The sequence below is a fragment of the Paenibacillus intestini genome, assembly GCF_030803945.1.
Taxonomy (GTDB): Bacteria; Bacillota; Bacilli; order Paenibacillales; family Paenibacillaceae; genus Paenibacillus; species Paenibacillus polysaccharolyticus.
In genome coordinates this window covers 62790-79530 of the sequence record NZ_JAURUN010000014.1, presented here as the reverse complement: position 1 = coordinate 79530, position 16741 = coordinate 62790, and the positions used below count along the sequence as shown (strand labels likewise).

Here is a 16741-nt window from a genome sequence, read left to right as displayed (position 1 = left end):
AAGGAGATTGAGAAGCTAATCATTGACATGCCCATGTCCAAGTGGAGCGGGGCAAAGGGAAGTATGACGCGGTTCGAAAATGGCGTATTCTCGTTGAATATAGAGGTGCATAACTCAGAGGAAAGAGCAGTGTTATATCGCTGGACACGGGAAATATGTTTGTATCGGTTGCATGCGTATTTCGAGAAGGGAGAAAAATAAGAGAAAACTTAAAGGTACAAGGTATTTTATATAGATATACTTGCTTTTAGAACTTATCCATCAATACCCCTTTCAAGGTGAACAAGGGTATTGATGGATTTTTAATTAACATACTATTGGTATGTTGAAGTTATAAGAATGAATAAAACAGTGAGAAAATAAAATTATAAAGAGGTTAAATGGATAATTGTAGAATATATAATATTATATGGGAGGAGGTTTATTTGTTGGAGGTGATAAATTTAAGACTTTTTCTTACTAAAATAAATTATTCCGAAGATTAATACTCCTAAACCTATAGGACCAAGAATGAAGAATATTATATTGCTCCAAACAATATCCATTTCTAAACCCCTTTCATAATATAAATTTCAGGAGGAAGTACAATGAAGAAGATCAGTATATTTTTAATTATACTTTTTGTTTCTACATCTATTTCTACTATTTTTACGAATTCAGCATATGCAAGTGTTGGAGAAGAAGATATTACATCTACAATACAAAATATTTTGGACAAGTATGATATAAACGAACCTTTCTCCGAGGAGGACACACAATTTTTAATAAAGTATTCATCTTTAAACAATAATATAACATATAATCAAAATAAAGGTGAAGTTTCAATTTTATCTACATCAAAGAAATATTTCACAGGAAATGATAAAACATTAGCCTTGACTGGATATGTAGAGTATGAATCTAGTTTTGGTAAAAATAGTTGGAAACTATACATGGATGCATGGGACACTAGTGCAATAAAAAGAAATATTCGAGCAGAAATCAAGATTGATTGTGTAGGTATTGTCAACTTTGAAAATGGTTCAATGGGGAAGATTTATAATAATACAGTGAGTCAGGCTTCATCTGGTAAGGTAAGTTATCTGACGTTGAATAAGACTGATTCTTTCACTGGGTTACCTATTCTTGTGTTTTACTATCCTAAAGCTACATTCGATGGAGTTGATTTAGCTGGTGAGTTCAGATAACTACTAAAATTAGAGTGTGTAGTTATGGGGAAAATCGCTGAAGTATTTGTTTAATGTACAGCTAATTTTGTTTTTTTTGGAGATTCATATTTTTTAATTACAATAAAATGTAGATATAATTGGACTGATTAAAATAGGCCTTTAAGAAAGCTTATCTGTGCTTCATCATTAACGAAGCAGATAAGCTTTTTTTTGCAATAGAGCTTTGGCACATAATTATGAGCTACAAGGCTTGTAATTAGACTGGGGATTATAAAGTATGCTGTGAAACAAAATAGCTACGACTCACGTCTGAAACATAAATTCCAAACCGAGGATAAGCGAGAAAGGAGCACACTTTTATGAAAAAATGGATACTGTTTGCTACCGCACTATGCGTTGTCACCGTAGCCGGTGCGCTATATGCTTCAGCTACCAAAGTCAGTGCAGCGGCGGCCGCACCAGCATACACCTTAACCGTGAACGGTAAAGAGATACAGACGAGTAAAACGGAATTGATGCCTTTCGAGCAAAAAGGAACGGTCTTGGTGCCTTTGCGCGCTACGGCAGAGTCTTTGGGATACAAGGTCAGCTGGCTCGTAGCAGAGAAGGCCATTCGTGTAGAAGACAGCATTCAATCCGTTATCGTGAAGGATGGCAGTACGCTAGCTAAGTTTACGGGGAAACTGAAAGTCATCAATCTGACTCAGGATGTAGAATTGCCTGTACCCGTTCAATCCAGAAAAGGCATAACCTATGTGCCTGCTTCATTCTTTGAACCTTTTTTCAACGAGGTTATTGTAAAAGAGGGGAACGTGTCCATCTCAGCGCAAATGTCGAGCATCCAATAGCTTCATGTCCACAACGATGTTTGCAGACTGTTCATGGAAGGAAGTCCGATCCATCCGAACCTTACCTTTGAAGACATGCTCCCACAACGGAGCATAAGTCTTAAAGGTTTTTTCTTTTTTCAGGCGGGCAAACAAATTAACAAAACAAAATAAGATCAGACCAGATATGCAACCCAAAAGACTAAAGCACATCAGTATGTATATTACTCAAATAAATTCCTGTAGTCAGTACGTATATATCGGCTCCTTTTCAACAAAAATATGGAAGAAAATACACCATCAAGATTCATATTCCATAATCTCGTTCAAGTTAGGGATTATGCATTTTCCCAAATGGACACATGTTTCAAAAAACGCTTCCAAAATTTCAATTCTGCCCTACCTTTTCGGCTCAGAAGCTGAGATAATGGGGATGGCTAATCCGATGAAGGATTTTAGACGACACAAGGGATAGCGGTTACATACCGCTTGCATATGAAATGGGAGGAATAGAGATGACCACACAGGTAACAGAACTCATTCAATCAGCACAGGGACAGGCTTTGCTTGCGCAAATGTACGGACCACAGCATGTAGAGGAGCAGGGTGCCCGTTACGAGAAGCTGGATGCTTCGTTCCGCGAGCATTTCGGTGAGCAGGAGAAAATGCATCTATTCAGTTCCCCGGGCCGCAGTGAGATCGGCGGTAACCATACGGACCATAACCATGGTAAAGTGCTCGCGGGAAGCATTACGCTGGACACGATTGCCGTGGCTGTGCCGACAGGCGATAACGTAATTACGTTCTACTCCGAGGGATACGACAAAAAGTATGTCATCAACCTTGCGGACTTGAAACCTAATACCGAAGATGACGGTACTACCGGATTGATTCGTGGTATGGCTGCGGGCTTTGTAGAGCTTGGGTTCAACATTGGTGGATTCCAAGCAGACATCTCCAGTAACGTATTTGCGGCTTCGGGTGTAAGTTCTTCTGCATCCTTCGAAATGTTGATCTGTACGATCCTGAACCATTTCTATAACGATGGCAAACTGGATGTCGTAACGCTGGCAAAAATCGGACAATATGCGGAAAATCACTACTGGAACAAACCGTCCGGCCTGCTGGATCAGATGGCTTGTGCATTTGGCGGTTTGATCTCGATTGATTTTGCAAATCCGGCTGAACCTGTGATTGAGCCTGTGGAGTGGAATTTCCAAGAAAACGGATATTCCTTGGTCATCGTGAATACAGGTGGCAACCATGCCGATCTGACAGAAGATTATGCTTCTGTACCTAACGAGATGAGAGCTGTTGCGAAAGCACTTGGCGCTGAATACGTGCGTGAAATCTCAGAAGAAGATATTTATGCAAAATTGCCTGCGATTCGTGAAGCAGCAGGAGACCGTGCGGTGTTACGTGCATTGCACTTCCTGGCTGAGAACAAACGTGTGGATGGACAGGTATCCGCTTTGCGCGAAGGGCGTTTTGCTGATTTCTTGTCACTGATCACTGCATCGGGTAACTCTTCATGGAAATGGTTGCAGAACGTGTATCAAGGCGGGGCTTCTCGTGAACAGGAGATCTCCGTGGCGCTTGCCTTGACCGAGAACTACCTGAGCAACCTTGGTGATGGCGCATGTCGTGTGCATGGTGGTGGATTCGCAGGTGTTATTCTGGCGATTGTACCAAACGAGAAGGCAGAAGAGTATATGAACTGGATGCGCGGTATGCTGGATACACCAGTCATTGTCGTTAACGTGCGTCAGCATGGTTCGATCTGCTTGAATGCAGAACTGAATTAATCCGGCTTGATTATAGCTATATAAAGACAGAATGAATTCAAAAGCGGACTCGGGTAGGATATTCCTTCCAAGTCCGCTTTTTTGTTTTAACATGGAGATCCAACGATAGCCTCATGCTGAAACGATAGTTAAGATTGTCACTGTTTTCGAAGGAGCGAATCAACGATATGTGTATATTGACGATTGCTACTGTCACTGCTCAGCTACATTTCGCATTTTGGAAGCAAACAGGAAGCAGGCCAGGATGTAAACGACGCTAAGTAACAGATAAGGCAATTGCAGTGAGAACAGACGGTCGAAAAAGGTTTCGCTCACGCGAACGAGCAATCCGCCCAGCAAGGTGCCGATGGCGCTTATGCCAAACGACAGAAAACGGAACACACTGCCTACACGTCCGAGCAGTTCATTTGGAACGGAGCGTTGCAGGATCGACGAACGGACCACGTTGTAGACAACAATGAAGAAGGCTGCGCAGAAGTATAGACCACCGACCACATACGCATTGGACGTTAGACCAACAGCTCCATAGAGTAGACCCATCGACAGAATGGAGAGCAGAATGAGTTGCTTGGAACTCCAGCGTTTCCGCATATAAGCTACAGCCTGACTCCCCAGAATACTGCCGATGGTTGCAATAGAGATCAGAATACCGAAGGCATACGCTTCCAGCTGTAATACTTCACGTACAAAGAAAATTTGAGTGACCAGAATCATCGAGAACATTAGCGTAATCGTTACCGACAAGATGGCCAGGCCGCGAAGAAAGCGGTCTTGAAACACATACTGAATGCCGGACCACATCTCGCGTTTCCAATTTTTCATCGGGCGAGTTTCCTTCTCCGCCTTTTCTTCAACTTGGGATTCGTTTGATTTCGCGGGATGAAAGCTGCCGCGCAGACCACTAATAAGTAACAACGAGAGTATAGCCGTCACGGTGTCAATGGCAAAAGGGTAGACGATATGCATCGTAATAATGAATCCGCCAAGCGCTACGCCCAGAATATCACTGGTGATCAGTTGCCCGGCAGTAAATTGGCCGTTGGCTTTTTCCAGTTTTTTCTCCTCTACAACCTGGGGAATGATCGTCTGCACGGTGCTGTCAAAGACAACGCGGCTTAGACCAATCCCGAACATAAACAAGGCAAGCAGAGGTATGCTGATCCAGCCTCCCCAGATACAGATCGTCAGGAACAATAGAAATATCATCCGGGTAAAGCTGGCTCCAACCAGCATATGTTTGCGTGAATATCGGTCGATCAATACGCCAACCGGCAGGCTAAAAATCAGCCAAGGTAATCGCAGGGCAGTCATCGTAATGGATGCATATAACGTGTCCGTTGTTAGGGTGGAGACAAGCCAGGGGACGGCAGCGAGCGTTAATCCATCTCCTAGAAACGTAAGGGAAAAGGCACCGAACAGCTTGGAGTAGTTTGATTTTGATTTCATATATTCCTCCGTTCGTAGATATGGGACTGGTATGTAGCGTGTAGATCGGATTCTCATGTAATAGATTAAATTAAAGATTTTCTCTAGTACTAATTTATGTTATTTGGTAGAAATCCGCAAATTTTGGAGATTATATGATTCCTGTTTTCTTCAAAAGATATTGTTCATATGCGCATTTATTGTCGAATTATGATGTCGAATATTGTAATAAATTGTAGATAAAATGAATAAATTACGAATTATATTAGAAAAAAGTATGAAGTGGTATAAAAGATTGGTTTTTGTTTTTTATTGTAGAAAATTGGCACAGAAAAGAGTATAGTTGAGGAAGAATTTAACTGTTGATTTCTGACATTTAGGTTGTAAACAGTATACTGGAATTTTACAGTGTATTGACCAGAATAAATGCATTTATTATGAAGTTAACGGAGGGTACATATGAGTGCTTTTAAGAATTGGCTCAATTCAACCAAGCAAGGTTTAGAGGATCAAGTCAAGCGATTCAAGAACAAAGATTTCATGGATGCTGTAGTAGCTGGTTGTGCCCTGGTTGCTTTTGCAGATGGGTCCGTCGATGCTTCAGAGAAGAACAAGATGGCAGGTTATATTAACCTGAGTCAGGAATTGAAGGTTTTTGATATGACAACCGTGATTGAAAGATTCAATCATTATGTAAATAATTTCGAATTTTCCCCTGAGATCGGGAAGCAGGAAGCTTTGAAGGCGATTGCCAAGTTCAAGTCCAAACCTGAAGTAGGGCGTGTCATTGTAGGTGTATGCAGTGCTATTGGTGCTGCTGATGGTAACTTTGATGATCAAGAGCGAAGAGTAGTAGCGGAAATTTGTACAGTTCTGGGCCTGAATCCAGGTGAGTTTAGTCTCTAGAGTCTATTAGATAGAGAAGTTGAAAGGAGGTGAATATTAGTGGCCGGTATTAACTTGGTAAAGGGACAGAAAATTGATTTAACCAAAGGTAAAGCTGGATTAACCCAGGTGATCGCCGGTTTGGGTTGGGACCCTGTAGCCTCGAAAGGGTTTTTCGGGAGAAAAAAACAAGCCAATATCGATTGTGATGCCTCAGCTTTGCTATTAGGTGAAAATGGAAAGTTAACCAAAGAAACAAATCTGGTTTGTTTTCATAACAAAACGAGTTTATGTAGATCTGTCGTTCACTCCGGAGATAATTTGACGGGCGAAGGTGAAGGGGACGATGAGCAAATCAAAATTAACCTCTCCGTCGTACCTGCTGATGTTCATAAAATTCTGATCGTCGTGAACATATATGATTGTGTTAATCGTAAACAGGATTTTGGAATGATTGAACGTGCTTATATTCGTATCCTGGATGGTAGCAATTCGCAAGAATTGGTTCGTTTTAACCTGTCGGATAGCTATGCGGGTATGACAGCCCTCATCTGTGGAGAACTGTACCGACATGGTGGCGAATGGAAATTCTCAGCTATTGGTGAAGGTGCTCATGCTGTACATATCGATGAGCTTGCTCGTCGTTATACGTAAAAATGAGGATTACCTGAAATGAATTCAGTAACTAAAATTATAGTGAGCGGAGATGAATCTTGAATGGCTATTAATCTGTCTAAAGGTCAAAAGATTGACTTAACAAAAACAAACCCGGGATTGGCTAAAATCACTGTAGGTTTGGGTTGGGATACGAACAAATATGACGGCGGTAAAGATTTTGACCTCGATGTCTCCGTATTCTGCGCTAACGCTGACGGTAAAGTGAACGGGGAGAAAAACTTTATTTTCTTCAATAATCCTCAAAATGAGAACGGTTCTGTCGTGCACACAGGTGACAACCGCACTGGAGAAGGGGACGGCGATGATGAGCAAATTAAAATCGACCTGCCTAACGTTCCGGCTGATGTTGAGAAAATTGCATTTACCATTACGATCTATGAAGCGCAGGAGCGCAGCCAAAACTTTGGACAAGTATCACGCGCTTACGTACGTATTGTAAACGAAGCGAATTCCGAAGAATTGATCCGTTTTGACTTGGGCGAAGATTTCTCTATTGAGACAGGTGTTGTCGTTGGAGAGTTGTACCGTCATAGCGGTGAGTGGAAATTCAGCGCAATCGGTAGTGGTTACCAAGACGGTCTGGTTGGACTGACTCGGGATTATGGCTTGCAATAGAATTGTTAATCAAGCTGTGCATGTATAGCAATACCGGAAAGCCGTCGATCTGACGGTTTTCCTTTTCATTACATTAAAATCTTTTAAAATCTTTTGCTGAAAAGAAGGGCGGACGAATAGATGACGATTAGCTTGGCTAAAGGACAGCGGATTGATCTTACGAAAACAAATCCTGGTTTGACTAAAGTTGTAGTAGGTCTGGGATGGGATACCAACAAATATAGTGGCGGAGTCGATTTCGACTTGGATGCTTCAGCTTTCCTGCTTCATGAGGATGGCAAAGCCAAAGGAACAGATGATTTTGTCTTTTACAACAACCCAACAGGCGGCGCAGGATCACTGACTCACACAGGAGACAACCGTACGGGTGAGGGAGACGGGGATGATGAGCAGATCATCGTGGATTTCAGCAAGGTTCCTGCAAACATCACGAGAATCGGTATTACAGTAACGATCTACGATTATGAAGCACGCGCACAAAATTTTGGTCAGGTATCCAACGCCTTTGTTCGGGTTGTAGATGCTTCTAGTGACCGCGAGGTATTACGTTACGACCTGGGCGAAGACTTCTCTACTGAGACAGCTGTTGTTTTCTGTGAATTTTATCGGTCGGGTGTAGATTGGAAGTTCCAAGCAATCGGCAGTGGTTTTGCAGGCGGTCTCGCCGCGTTATGCCAGAATTATGGACTAGACGCGAAATAAGAGAAGGATAGGTGAATCTGTTATGGCTGTAACTGTCGTCAAAGGGCAAAAAACGGACCTCACTAAAACGAATCCCGGGCTTACCCGGCTGACGGTGGGCATTGGCTGGGATTCTTCTCCTGCGCTTGAACTAGACACATCTGCTTTTCTTCTTGGTGCTAGCGGAAAGGTATCTGGTGATGAAGATTTTATCTTCTATAACCAGCCCACAGGCGGTTTTATTACCTACAAAGACACACCGCAGCAATCAGATAAAAAGCAGTTCGATATCGATCTGAGCCAAATTCCTGCCCGTATTGAAAAGATTGCGTTCAGTCTGACGATTTATGAAGGGGAGTCCAAAAACCAGAGTTTTAGCCAGGTTCAGAACACCTATATTCGTTTTGGTCATGCGAATAGCGGACAGGAAGCGTTGCGGTATGATTTAGCGAGTGGTTTTACCGTGGAAACGGCGATCGTTATTGGCGAGTTATACCGACATAACGGAGAATGGAAATTCAACGCTGTAGGGGCTGGTTTTTCCGGTGGACTGGATGCACTGTGCAGTAACTTTGGCGTGAGTGTGGAGAACGACACGACCTCCTCACAGCCCGTCCCTCCAGTGCCTCAGCCACCTGCGCCTAAACCTCCTGCTCCACCAGTTCCACCGCCTCAACCCAAGATTGAGTTGAACCTGAGCAAGATTGAGCTGAAGAAAAAGGGCGATACCATCAATCTGAAGAAAAATGCAGGTGGACTTGGTGAGATTCTAATTAATCTGAACTGGAATCAACAGACGAGCAAGGGATTGTTTGGGCGAAACAAGAGCGTGGATCTGGATCTGGGTTGCCTTTTCGAAATGAAGGATGGTAGCAAAGGAGTAATCCAGGCGTTAGGTGAATCGTTTGGTTCTTTGAATCGGTATCCTTATATTGCTTTGGATGGGGATGACCGGACAGGTTCAGTGAAAACGGGAGAGAATCTGCGTATTAATGGTGCACGTATTTCCGAAATCAAACGACTCCTCGTATTCACCTACATTTATGAAGGGGTTACGAATTGGTCGCAAGCGGACGGTGTCGTTACCATTAACCAGAAGGACGGCCCGGACATTATCGTGCGAATGAATGAATATGGAAGTTCCTTAGGAATGTGCGGAATCGCTATGTTCAGCAACGTGAATGATGAAACATTTAGTATTGAGAGGATCGTTCAGTTCTACAATGGACACCGCGCTCTGGATGAAGCCCATGGATGGGGTATGCGCTGGACTGCCGGCAGTAAATAACAATTTGAGTTAGCGGAGGCTCTCTGTTCATGTTTAGTGATTTCTTTAGAAGTATTAGTGAGAATTACGGTCATTTTTTCTCTTGGACCGAGATTGTGGCTACTCTCTCCGACCCCGTAAGTTGGGGAATCATCGGCAGTTTGATCTTGCTGGAAGGTCTTTTGTCCGCAGATAACGCTCTGGTGCTTGCCGTAATGGTTAAACACCTACCTAAGGAGCAACAGAAACGGGCATTGTTCTATGGTATTTTAGGTGCATATATTTTCAGGTTTATTGCTATTGGGCTTGGAACATTCCTTGTCAAGATTACCTTGATCAAGGTACTTGGAGCGTTATACCTCCTCTACATTGCTTACAAGGGACTATTCAAGTCTCAGGAAGAGGAGAATCAGGAAGGCAAGCAATACTCGTTCTGGAAAACCGTACTTATGGTCGAACTGATGGACATTGCTTTCAGTATCGATAGTGTTATTGCTGCATTTGGTATCAGTGAGCAGATTTGGGTGTTGTTCCTCGGAGGGATTATCGGGGTACTCATGATGCGTGGAGTTGCACAAGTGTTCCTCAAACTCATTGACAAATTTCCTGAATTGGAAAAAGCGGCATTTATTCTTATCGCGATCATTTCCGTAAAAATGATGTTGAGTGCTTTTGGCTTCCATATCCCTAACGTACTCTTCTTCTCGTTACTGATTGTTGTATTTGTTGGAGCTATGCTGATAAGTTCCGCAAGAAAGAAAAAAGAAAATCAAGGTCAGGCTTAGTTTTAAAAATCGCAACACCTACTACCAATCCCTCCGCATCTTGGAGGGATTGGTTTTTATACCCCGACAGCATTCATTTTATGATGCAGAACTGACTTCAAGTCAGAAGTGCAAGGAGGAGAATAACCTGAAATATTTTAGTTTTTTGAATGCAGAGGAAGAAGAAGCTTTGTTTTTTTCTTCGCCCATATCGTTTAGTCATCGAACCTCCAAAGAAATGCTGGCATACGCTGTTGGGGCTGCTTTGTACATGCCAGCCACACGTCCGCATATAGCAGACGATATTCTACAACGTAAACATGAAGGACTTACAACCATCGTTATTGATCTGGAAGATGCGGTAGGCGACGAGCAAGTCGAATTTGCGGAACAATGTCTGTCTCAGCAACTTGGACTTATTACCGACTACATGGAGGCAGGAAAATTGCACACCAATGACATGCCTTTATTATTCGTCCGGATGAGATCCCCTGAACAGTTGGAACACCTTATAGAAATGTTGGGAGAACGAATCTCTTTATTAACAGGTGTTGTACTGCCGAAGTTTAGCTGTGAGAATGGACGTGCTTATTTGCAGCTTGTTCACCAGTATAATCAGCAGAAAGATCATTCACATCCACTCTTATATGCGATGCCCATTCTGGAGACGGCGGAAGTTATTTACCGTGAGTCACGTTGGCAGACATTGATGGATCTGAAACAGATTGTGGATGAGTATGCACCATATGTATTGAATGTCCGAATCGGAGCCACAGATTTCTCAAGCCTGTTCGGTCTGCGGCGAAGCCCGGAGCTTACGATTTACGACATTGCAACGATACGTGATTGCATAGCTGATATTGTCAATTTATTCGGGCGTGCAGATCAGGGATATGTGATATCCGGGCCGGTCTGGGAGTATTTTAGCCAGCGTGAACGTGTATTCAAACCCCAATTAAGGCAGACGCCATTCGAGGAATCTCTGGGCAAGACAGGGCGGAACCTCAGAATGAAATATATTACGAACTCCATGGACGGGCTCATGCGTGAAGTGATGATGGATAAGGAGAACGGCATTGTAGGTAAAACGATCATCCATCCGACACAGATCAAACCTGTTCAGGCGATGTATGTGGTTACGCATGAGGAATTCATGGACGCACAGGGAATTATCGCTCGAAATGATGGGAGCCTGGGTGTTTTTAAAAGCACGTATACCAATAAAATGAACGAAATTAAACCGCATTTAAGTTGGGCTAAACGAATCTTGATCCGATCACAAATATATGGGGTGTTACATGAACAGCAGCATTTTGTCGGGCTCTTGCCCAAACACGAACAGACTTACGTTTCCTATTCTTGATCAGTTCGAAGTCACCGTCGAGGCTACACATAATCCGCTTGCAATCCCATTGGAGAATCTGTTCTCCATGGCGGCACGCCTGAATAAAAAGAGATCTTTTCTCTTTGTCAGTAAGCTGCTGGGCAAGCATATTGCCGTCAATCCATATACCTCACTTCTAAGCGGCGCTGCTCTGGCCGTTCTATTGTATGAGGATGTAACGCACGGAGAGGACAAGCGTACTATAGAATGGAAGCAACAAATGGTCCGTGGACTAATCGATCCAGAACAGGCCCGTGAGGCTTATGAATATCTAATGGGTGTGCAGATGAGTTTGCCTGAAGAGGTTCGCTTTGTTGGTTTTGCCGAGACGGCCACAGCTTTGGGACACAGCATGTACGAGCTATTTGCTAACCGTGCAACCTACATTCATTCTACGAGAGAATTCCTTCCCGAGATTGAGCCGGATATCCAGTTCGAGGAGGAGCATTCCCATGCCATGTCTCATCGCTGTTATGCAGTGGATTCTGCCTCCCTTGCTGAGGGCGGGCCGCTAGTCCTCGTGGATGATGAGATTACGACAGGCAACACCACGTTAAACATCATTCGGGATATTCAGCGTAATTATCCGCGTAAACATTATTATATTGCGTCATTACTGGATTGGCGTACGGATGCAGATGAGCAAAAATTTTCTTCATTAGAAGATGAACTTGGAATAACTATCACCCCTCTCTCTTTGTTAAAAGGAAAAATTCAGGTCACGGGTGAGCCAGCCATTGATATCTCGGGGGAAAAGAAAATCTCTGAATCCACATCTCTGATAAGTGTTATATCTGTAGCAGGCGAACTGGAGCCTCGGGCTATGGTGTCCGCAGATTCCGAGGGGAATCGCTGTTCACTGCCCTACCTGAAATATTCGGGACGATTCGGCATTCATTCCGGCCTTAATTCAATGCTGAGTGCAGGCATCTCAAGGATTGCATCCATTTTACGTGAAAAAAGAAAAGGACAACGAACCCTTGTCATGGGAACGGGTGAGTTTATGCACATTCCGATGCGGATTGCAGCTGAGATGGGCGACGGTGTTCTCTATCAGTCTACGACTCGAAGTCCGATCTATACGGTCAATCGCCCGGGATATGCTGTTGTTGCAGGTGAAGGATATGCTTCTCCAGAAGATCCGGCTGTCCGAAATTATATCTACAATATATTGCCTGGGCAATATGATGAGATCTTTGTTTTGATGGAAAGACATATGTCAGAGGAACGCATGCGGCCTATGCTTGATGTGTTGTTACAACTCGGATGTAAGCAAATACATGTGGTGTACTGCGGTGCTCCACAGGAAGGCTGAGAAGACAAGCGATGAACTTACCTGCTATGGAAAGCATAATCAAGAAACAGATTAAACCTCCTGAACCCATGGGGAGTTATGACCCGTCCGATGTTATATTTTTGTTGAAGGATCTAAGTAACATTTCATTAGAAAAAGAGACCGGAGAACGTGAACATGCCATTCAGTCGGGCGTGCATTATTCAGAGATGCTACCTGTCGAGTATCACCCTTCGGATGAATATATTGAGCTATTTCACGAGACTTTAGCACAATCCGCTGAAAAAGTAGCCAGAGCCGCCGCAACGGTAGCGGAGATTATTGTACGCAAGCGGGGATTGAACACCGTTCTTGTCTCGCTGGCTCGTGCAGGAACGCCCATTGGCATTCTGGTGAAACGTTATATTTCCATGAAATATAACGTGGACTTGCCTCATTACAGCATTTCGATTATCCGTGGCAAAGGAATAGATGAGAATGCCATTTTATATATTTGGCAACAGCATGGGGTTGATATGCCAATCCAATTCATCGATGGCTGGACAGGCAAAGGGGCTATTCGCAAGGTGCTGGTCGATGCCTGCGACAGCCTGGATCAACGTTATGGTATTCGGTTGAATGATAATCTGGCCGTACTCGCTGACCCCGGTCATTGCTCAGATACCTATGGCACTCGAGAAGATTATTTGATTCCAAGTGCCTGTCTCAACTCGACCGTATCGGGATTGATGAGTCGGACTGTGCTACGGGATGATCTTATTGGACCGAATGACTTCCATGGAGCCAAATGGTACAAGGAATGGGCTTCTTCTGATCTGTCGACGATGTATGTAGACAAGATTTCAGAATATTTTACCAAAGTTGAAACGGAGGCCTCGCTTCAAGCAGAGGATGCGCTAGCCGATCCTCCAGAAGTCACATGGCAGGGGATGAAGGATATTCAATCCATTCAACAGGCGTTTGATATCCAGGATGTAAATCTGATCAAGCCAGGGATTGGGGAGACGACGCGGGTACTGCTACGCCGTGTGCCTTGGAAAATCCTGATTGACCGTCCGAACAATCCTAACCTGAAACATATCATGCTACTTGCTCAAGATCGTGGAGTTCCCGTTGAGGTATTCCCTGGGCTAAGTTATTCATGTTGTGGCATTATTCGATCTGTAAAGGGGGGCGGCGAATGATCTATGCAAGTGATTTGGATCAGACACTGGTCTATTCTCGCCGTTCTATGGGCGTTGGTGAGGATGCGCCCGGGTTGGTTCCGGCAGAATGGATTCGTGGTGAGTTGTCTGCCTTTATGTCAGCCGAGACGTTGAATCAACTGATGACACTCCCCAAAGATATCCTGTTCATTCCAGTAACGACACGGACAGTGGCACAGTATCAGCGGATACAGATCTTTCAGCAAGAGGTTATTCCGTCCTATGCGATAACTAGCAATGGTGGCAACATTCTGATGAATGGCAAGGTCGATCCCTCCTGGAACGAACATGTTCGTTCCAAGCTTCAAGAGCATGCAGCAACGGCTGCCGAGGTACGCCAGATCTTTGACGATGTACTGAACAAGGAATGGATTGTAGGAGAGCGACTATGTGATGAGTTGTTTTTTGCTTTTGTCATCCATCGTGATCTCATGCCGGTAGAAGAAGTTACAGAGAAGATCAAGCATGTGGAATCCCTGGGCTGGGAGGCTTCCATACAAGGCCGTAAGTTATATCTGGTTCCCTCGGCGGTGAATAAACGAGCTGCGGTAGAGCATATTCGCTATCAGATTGGCGATGTACCCGTTGTTGCGTCCGGTGATTCTTTACTGGATCGTTGTCTGCTCGATTTTGCAGATTATGCGATTGCTCCACGGCATGGAGAGTTATACCGCGAGAAACAGCGGAATCCTGAAACGGTTCACTACCAGTTCACCGAACAATCCGGTATTTTTGCCGCAGACGAGATATTGAAATATGTTCGCTCTATACACCACGCTGCGATAGGAGATGTTGTCTCATGACCAAGACTCGTATATATTTTAACCGCTGGTTTTCGGTGGCATATCACTATATGAATATGATTCGGAACAACGAAGACGGGATGCAGTTCGAAATCTATGGCACACATTCTGATCCGAACAACATGGCGCTTCAGGCATGTGATCATGCAGAACTGGAGCCGAAGGTGACAGGAAAAGAGTATATTGATTTCTGTGTTGATTTTTGCCGCAGACATCAGATTGATCTATTTATTCCACGTCTCCACATGCTGGATATCAGTCGGAATATACATCTCTTTGAAAAGGTAGGAACCAAGGTTTTGGTTTGCAGAGATACAGAATTGATGGAAAAGTTGATGGAGAAGCATCACTTCTACGAATCAGTTCGTGAACTTGGAATCATGAGCATTCCCGATTATTATACCGTCAGTAATGCCTCTCAATTCAAACATGCTTATGAAGCACTCACTAACGCAGGACATGAAGTATGCTTCAAGCCTTGCAACGGTGAGGGCGGAATGGGATTCAGGGTGATTGACAATAGTCGTAATCCGCTGGAAGAACTGTCTGGACATACGCAGAATCGTATATCATTTGAAGACGCATTTCGAGCCTTCTCCTCTGTAGAATCTTTTCCGAATCTTATGGTTATGGAGAGACTTCAGGGATATGAGTACAGTATCGATTGTCTGGCTGACAGTGAAGGGAATCTGCTGGCAGCTGTGCCTCGCCGCAAAGCAGGTGGACGATTAAGAAAACTTGAGGAAAATGCAGACCTGTTGAACATTGCGAGTGAGGTGGCTAGCGCGTATCGCATTCCATATAACTTTAATATTCAGATGAAGTATCAGAATGAAACGCCCAAACTGCTAGAGATTAATCCAAGGATGTCTGGAGGGTTACATGTGTCTTGTCTTTCAGGAATCAATTTTCCATATCTGGCTGTAAAACTGGCTTTGGGTCATGAGGTTGGGCCTCTACACCCGCAGTATGGCATACTGGGAAGCCATGTAGAGCAGTCACTCATTATGGATGAGCAGAAGGTTAGGAATCATTAAAGAACCATTTCCAAACATTGACACCTTCTGACTGATTTTTTTACAATACGATTATATAGATGATCTTGAGAAGTACACCGCAGCGAAGTGATCAAGTGTAGTCTTCATTTGTTCATTGTATACGGTAGTGTTGTTACAGGCAGGAGGAAAATAGATGTTACGCAAAACAAAAATTGGATTAGGTGCACTGATCGGGTATGGACTTGCCGCTGTAAGCAGCTTTTTTGTCCCTGAATTTGTAACCTGGGCTATCCCGGCTGTGGCTACAATGGTTGGTGCCTTGATTCCATCCAGGCCGCATGAGCCCGTAGTGAAGACATTGGATTCAAATCGGTACCCTGAACCTTCGGCGCTCAATAGTGCATCCAGTGAGCAGGGGACAGTTGAACGTGTTGAACGTTCGGCTAATCAGCGAATCCATCCAACAACTGGACAAGCAGAGATGACCAGCACTTCCGAAGTCAGTTCAAAGCATAAACACACGGATATGGACCCTGTCTTTGGACCGGTCATTGAGTATCTTGAGGTGCTTGAGGATATGGTGATCTCCGAAGGACAAAAGAATGAACTGGACAATGAAATTGTGGAGAAGTCGTTAGCTTTGTTTGCCAGATTACAACGAGTCATTCCGGCACTGAAAGAGTTAAACAATGGTGATATTAACCATACGATGCGCAGATTGATTTTGAAAGATCTCAATGGATTTATTAATCCCTTCCTGCGTTTGAGTGGAGAAGCGAAGCGCACGAATCGCCGAATGTTGTTAAATGGTTTGAAGGATGTGGATTCCAAAGTTTCAGAGATTGTATCTACCATTGAACATAAGGATTTAATGGAGCTTCAGAATAAAGCAGAGCTTATTCATCAGAGGTATAGTAGCTCCGAATTATAGGAGGGATGGT

Annotated in this window: 17 protein-coding genes; 16 read left to right on the top strand and 1 reads right to left on the bottom strand. The window is 43.9% G+C overall.

Annotated features, from left to right (window positions below):
• Positions 1 to 27 precede the first annotated feature (27 nt).
• The 4 genes from J2T16_RS25870 to J2T16_RS25855 all read left to right on the top strand — a co-directional run bounded on the left by J2T16_RS25870 (position 28) and on the right by J2T16_RS25855 (position 3801).
• Entirely contained in the window at positions 28 to 201 is a 174-nt protein-coding gene (locus tag J2T16_RS25870; RefSeq protein WP_499019605.1) for a hypothetical protein, read from the top strand.
• A gap of 386 nt (positions 202 to 587) precedes the next feature.
• Positions 588 to 1187: a hypothetical protein gene (locus J2T16_RS25865; protein ID WP_499019604.1), complete on the top strand. Its 600-nt coding sequence runs from the start codon at positions 588 to 590 to the stop codon at positions 1185 to 1187.
• Between the two features lie 341 nt (positions 1188 to 1528).
• Positions 1529 to 2017 (top strand): stalk domain-containing protein, encoded by a 489-nt coding sequence (locus J2T16_RS25860; RefSeq protein WP_221789210.1) that lies wholly within the window; start codon positions 1529 to 1531, stop codon positions 2015 to 2017.
• Between the two features lie 494 nt (positions 2018 to 2511).
• On the top strand, positions 2512 to 3801 hold the full coding sequence (locus tag J2T16_RS25855; protein ID WP_499019600.1) for a galactokinase: 1290 nt from the start codon (positions 2512 to 2514) through the stop codon (positions 3799 to 3801).
• A gap of 192 nt (positions 3802 to 3993) precedes the next feature.
• Here the strand turns inward: J2T16_RS25855 and J2T16_RS25850 are convergent, their stop codons facing one another.
• On the bottom strand, positions 3994 to 5247 hold the full coding sequence (locus tag J2T16_RS25850; RefSeq protein ID WP_499019597.1) for an MFS transporter: 1254 nt from the start codon (positions 5245 to 5247) through the stop codon (positions 3994 to 3996).
• Between the two features lie 438 nt (positions 5248 to 5685).
• Here J2T16_RS25850 and J2T16_RS25845 point away from each other — a divergent pair, with 438 nt between their 5' ends.
• The 12 genes from J2T16_RS25845 to J2T16_RS25790 all read left to right on the top strand — a co-directional run bounded on the left by J2T16_RS25845 (position 5686) and on the right by J2T16_RS25790 (position 16731).
• On the top strand, positions 5686 to 6132 hold the full coding sequence (locus J2T16_RS25845; protein ID WP_090917587.1) for a tellurite resistance TerB family protein: 447 nt from the start codon (positions 5686 to 5688) through the stop codon (positions 6130 to 6132).
• Positions 6133 to 6171: 39 nt separating this feature from the next.
• Entirely contained in the window at positions 6172 to 6765 is a 594-nt protein-coding gene (locus tag J2T16_RS25840; RefSeq protein WP_154891224.1) for a TerD family protein, read from the top strand.
• Positions 6766 to 6828: 63 nt separating this feature from the next.
• A complete protein-coding gene (locus J2T16_RS25835) occupies positions 6829 to 7404 on the top strand; it encodes a TerD family protein (protein WP_154891225.1) in 576 nt (191 codons plus the stop codon).
• Between the two features lie 120 nt (positions 7405 to 7524).
• Complete coding sequence (locus J2T16_RS25830; RefSeq protein ID WP_145415228.1) at positions 7525 to 8106, top strand: TerD family protein; 582 nt, start codon at positions 7525 to 7527, stop codon at positions 8104 to 8106.
• Between the two features lie 22 nt (positions 8107 to 8128).
• Complete coding sequence (locus J2T16_RS25825) at positions 8129 to 9373, top strand: TerD family protein (RefSeq protein ID WP_154891227.1); 1245 nt, start codon at positions 8129 to 8131, stop codon at positions 9371 to 9373.
• Between the two features lie 29 nt (positions 9374 to 9402).
• On the top strand, positions 9403 to 10137 hold the full coding sequence (locus J2T16_RS25820) for a TerC family protein (RefSeq protein WP_090917599.1): 735 nt from the start codon (positions 9403 to 9405) through the stop codon (positions 10135 to 10137).
• Positions 10138 to 10282: 145 nt separating this feature from the next.
• Positions 10283 to 11479, top strand: coding sequence for an HpcH/HpaI aldolase/citrate lyase family protein (locus tag J2T16_RS25815; protein WP_276539747.1), 1197 nt, complete (start codon positions 10283 to 10285; stop codon positions 11477 to 11479).
• A complete protein-coding gene (locus J2T16_RS25810) occupies positions 11415 to 12815 on the top strand; it encodes a phosphoribosyltransferase family protein (RefSeq protein ID WP_499019594.1) in 1401 nt (466 codons plus the stop codon). Before J2T16_RS25815 ends, J2T16_RS25810 begins: the two co-directional genes overlap by 65 nt.
• Positions 12816 to 12826: 11 nt before the next feature.
• Positions 12827 to 13978, top strand: a complete 1152-nt coding sequence (locus tag J2T16_RS25805) for a cysteine protease StiP family protein (protein WP_308722335.1) — start codon at positions 12827 to 12829, stop codon at positions 13976 to 13978.
• The gene (locus J2T16_RS25800; RefSeq protein WP_499019591.1) at positions 13975 to 14802 is read left to right on the top strand and encodes an HAD family hydrolase; all 828 of its coding nucleotides are present in this window, start codon (positions 13975 to 13977) and stop codon (positions 14800 to 14802) included. The genes J2T16_RS25805 and J2T16_RS25800 overlap by 4 nt, the downstream gene beginning before the upstream one ends.
• Positions 14799 to 15839, top strand: a complete 1041-nt coding sequence (locus J2T16_RS25795) for an ATP-grasp domain-containing protein (RefSeq protein WP_499019588.1) — start codon at positions 14799 to 14801, stop codon at positions 15837 to 15839. The genes J2T16_RS25800 and J2T16_RS25795 overlap by 4 nt, the downstream gene beginning before the upstream one ends.
• Before the next feature lie 154 nt (positions 15840 to 15993).
• A complete protein-coding gene (locus J2T16_RS25790; protein ID WP_154959760.1) occupies positions 15994 to 16731 on the top strand; it encodes a hypothetical protein in 738 nt (245 codons plus the stop codon).
• Positions 16732 to 16741: the final 10 nt, after the last annotated feature.

What these genes read in the sequence shown, in the direction of transcription:
- J2T16_RS25870 (WP_499019605.1), top strand. Translation starts at nt 28, where the DNA reads ATGCCCATGTCCAAGTGGAGCGGGGCAAAGGGAAGTATGACGCGGTTC.
- J2T16_RS25865 (WP_499019604.1), top strand. Translation starts at nt 588, where the DNA reads ATGAAGAAGATCAGTATATTTTTAATTATACTTTTTGTTTCTACATCT.
- J2T16_RS25860 (WP_221789210.1), top strand. Translation starts at nt 1,529, where the DNA reads ATGAAAAAATGGATACTGTTTGCTACCGCACTATGCGTTGTCACCGTA.
- J2T16_RS25855 (WP_499019600.1), top strand. Translation starts at nt 2,512, where the DNA reads ATGACCACACAGGTAACAGAACTCATTCAATCAGCACAGGGACAGGCT.
- J2T16_RS25850 (WP_499019597.1), bottom strand. Translation starts at nt 5,247, where the DNA reads ATGAAATCAAAATCAAACTACTCCAAGCTGTTCGGTGCCTTTTCCCTT.
- J2T16_RS25845 (WP_090917587.1), top strand. Translation starts at nt 5,686, where the DNA reads ATGAGTGCTTTTAAGAATTGGCTCAATTCAACCAAGCAAGGTTTAGAG.
- J2T16_RS25835 (WP_154891225.1), top strand. Translation starts at nt 6,829, where the DNA reads ATGGCTATTAATCTGTCTAAAGGTCAAAAGATTGACTTAACAAAAACA.
- J2T16_RS25830 (WP_145415228.1), top strand. Translation starts at nt 7,525, where the DNA reads ATGACGATTAGCTTGGCTAAAGGACAGCGGATTGATCTTACGAAAACA.
- J2T16_RS25825 (WP_154891227.1), top strand. Translation starts at nt 8,129, where the DNA reads ATGGCTGTAACTGTCGTCAAAGGGCAAAAAACGGACCTCACTAAAACG.
- J2T16_RS25820 (WP_090917599.1), top strand. Translation starts at nt 9,403, where the DNA reads ATGTTTAGTGATTTCTTTAGAAGTATTAGTGAGAATTACGGTCATTTT.
- J2T16_RS25810 (WP_499019594.1), top strand. Translation starts at nt 11,415, where the DNA reads ATGAACAGCAGCATTTTGTCGGGCTCTTGCCCAAACACGAACAGACTT.
- J2T16_RS25805 (WP_308722335.1), top strand. Translation starts at nt 12,827, where the DNA reads ATGAACTTACCTGCTATGGAAAGCATAATCAAGAAACAGATTAAACCT.
- J2T16_RS25800 (WP_499019591.1), top strand. Translation starts at nt 13,975, where the DNA reads ATGATCTATGCAAGTGATTTGGATCAGACACTGGTCTATTCTCGCCGT.
- J2T16_RS25795 (WP_499019588.1), top strand. Translation starts at nt 14,799, where the DNA reads ATGACCAAGACTCGTATATATTTTAACCGCTGGTTTTCGGTGGCATAT.
- J2T16_RS25790 (WP_154959760.1), top strand. Translation starts at nt 15,994, where the DNA reads ATGTTACGCAAAACAAAAATTGGATTAGGTGCACTGATCGGGTATGGA.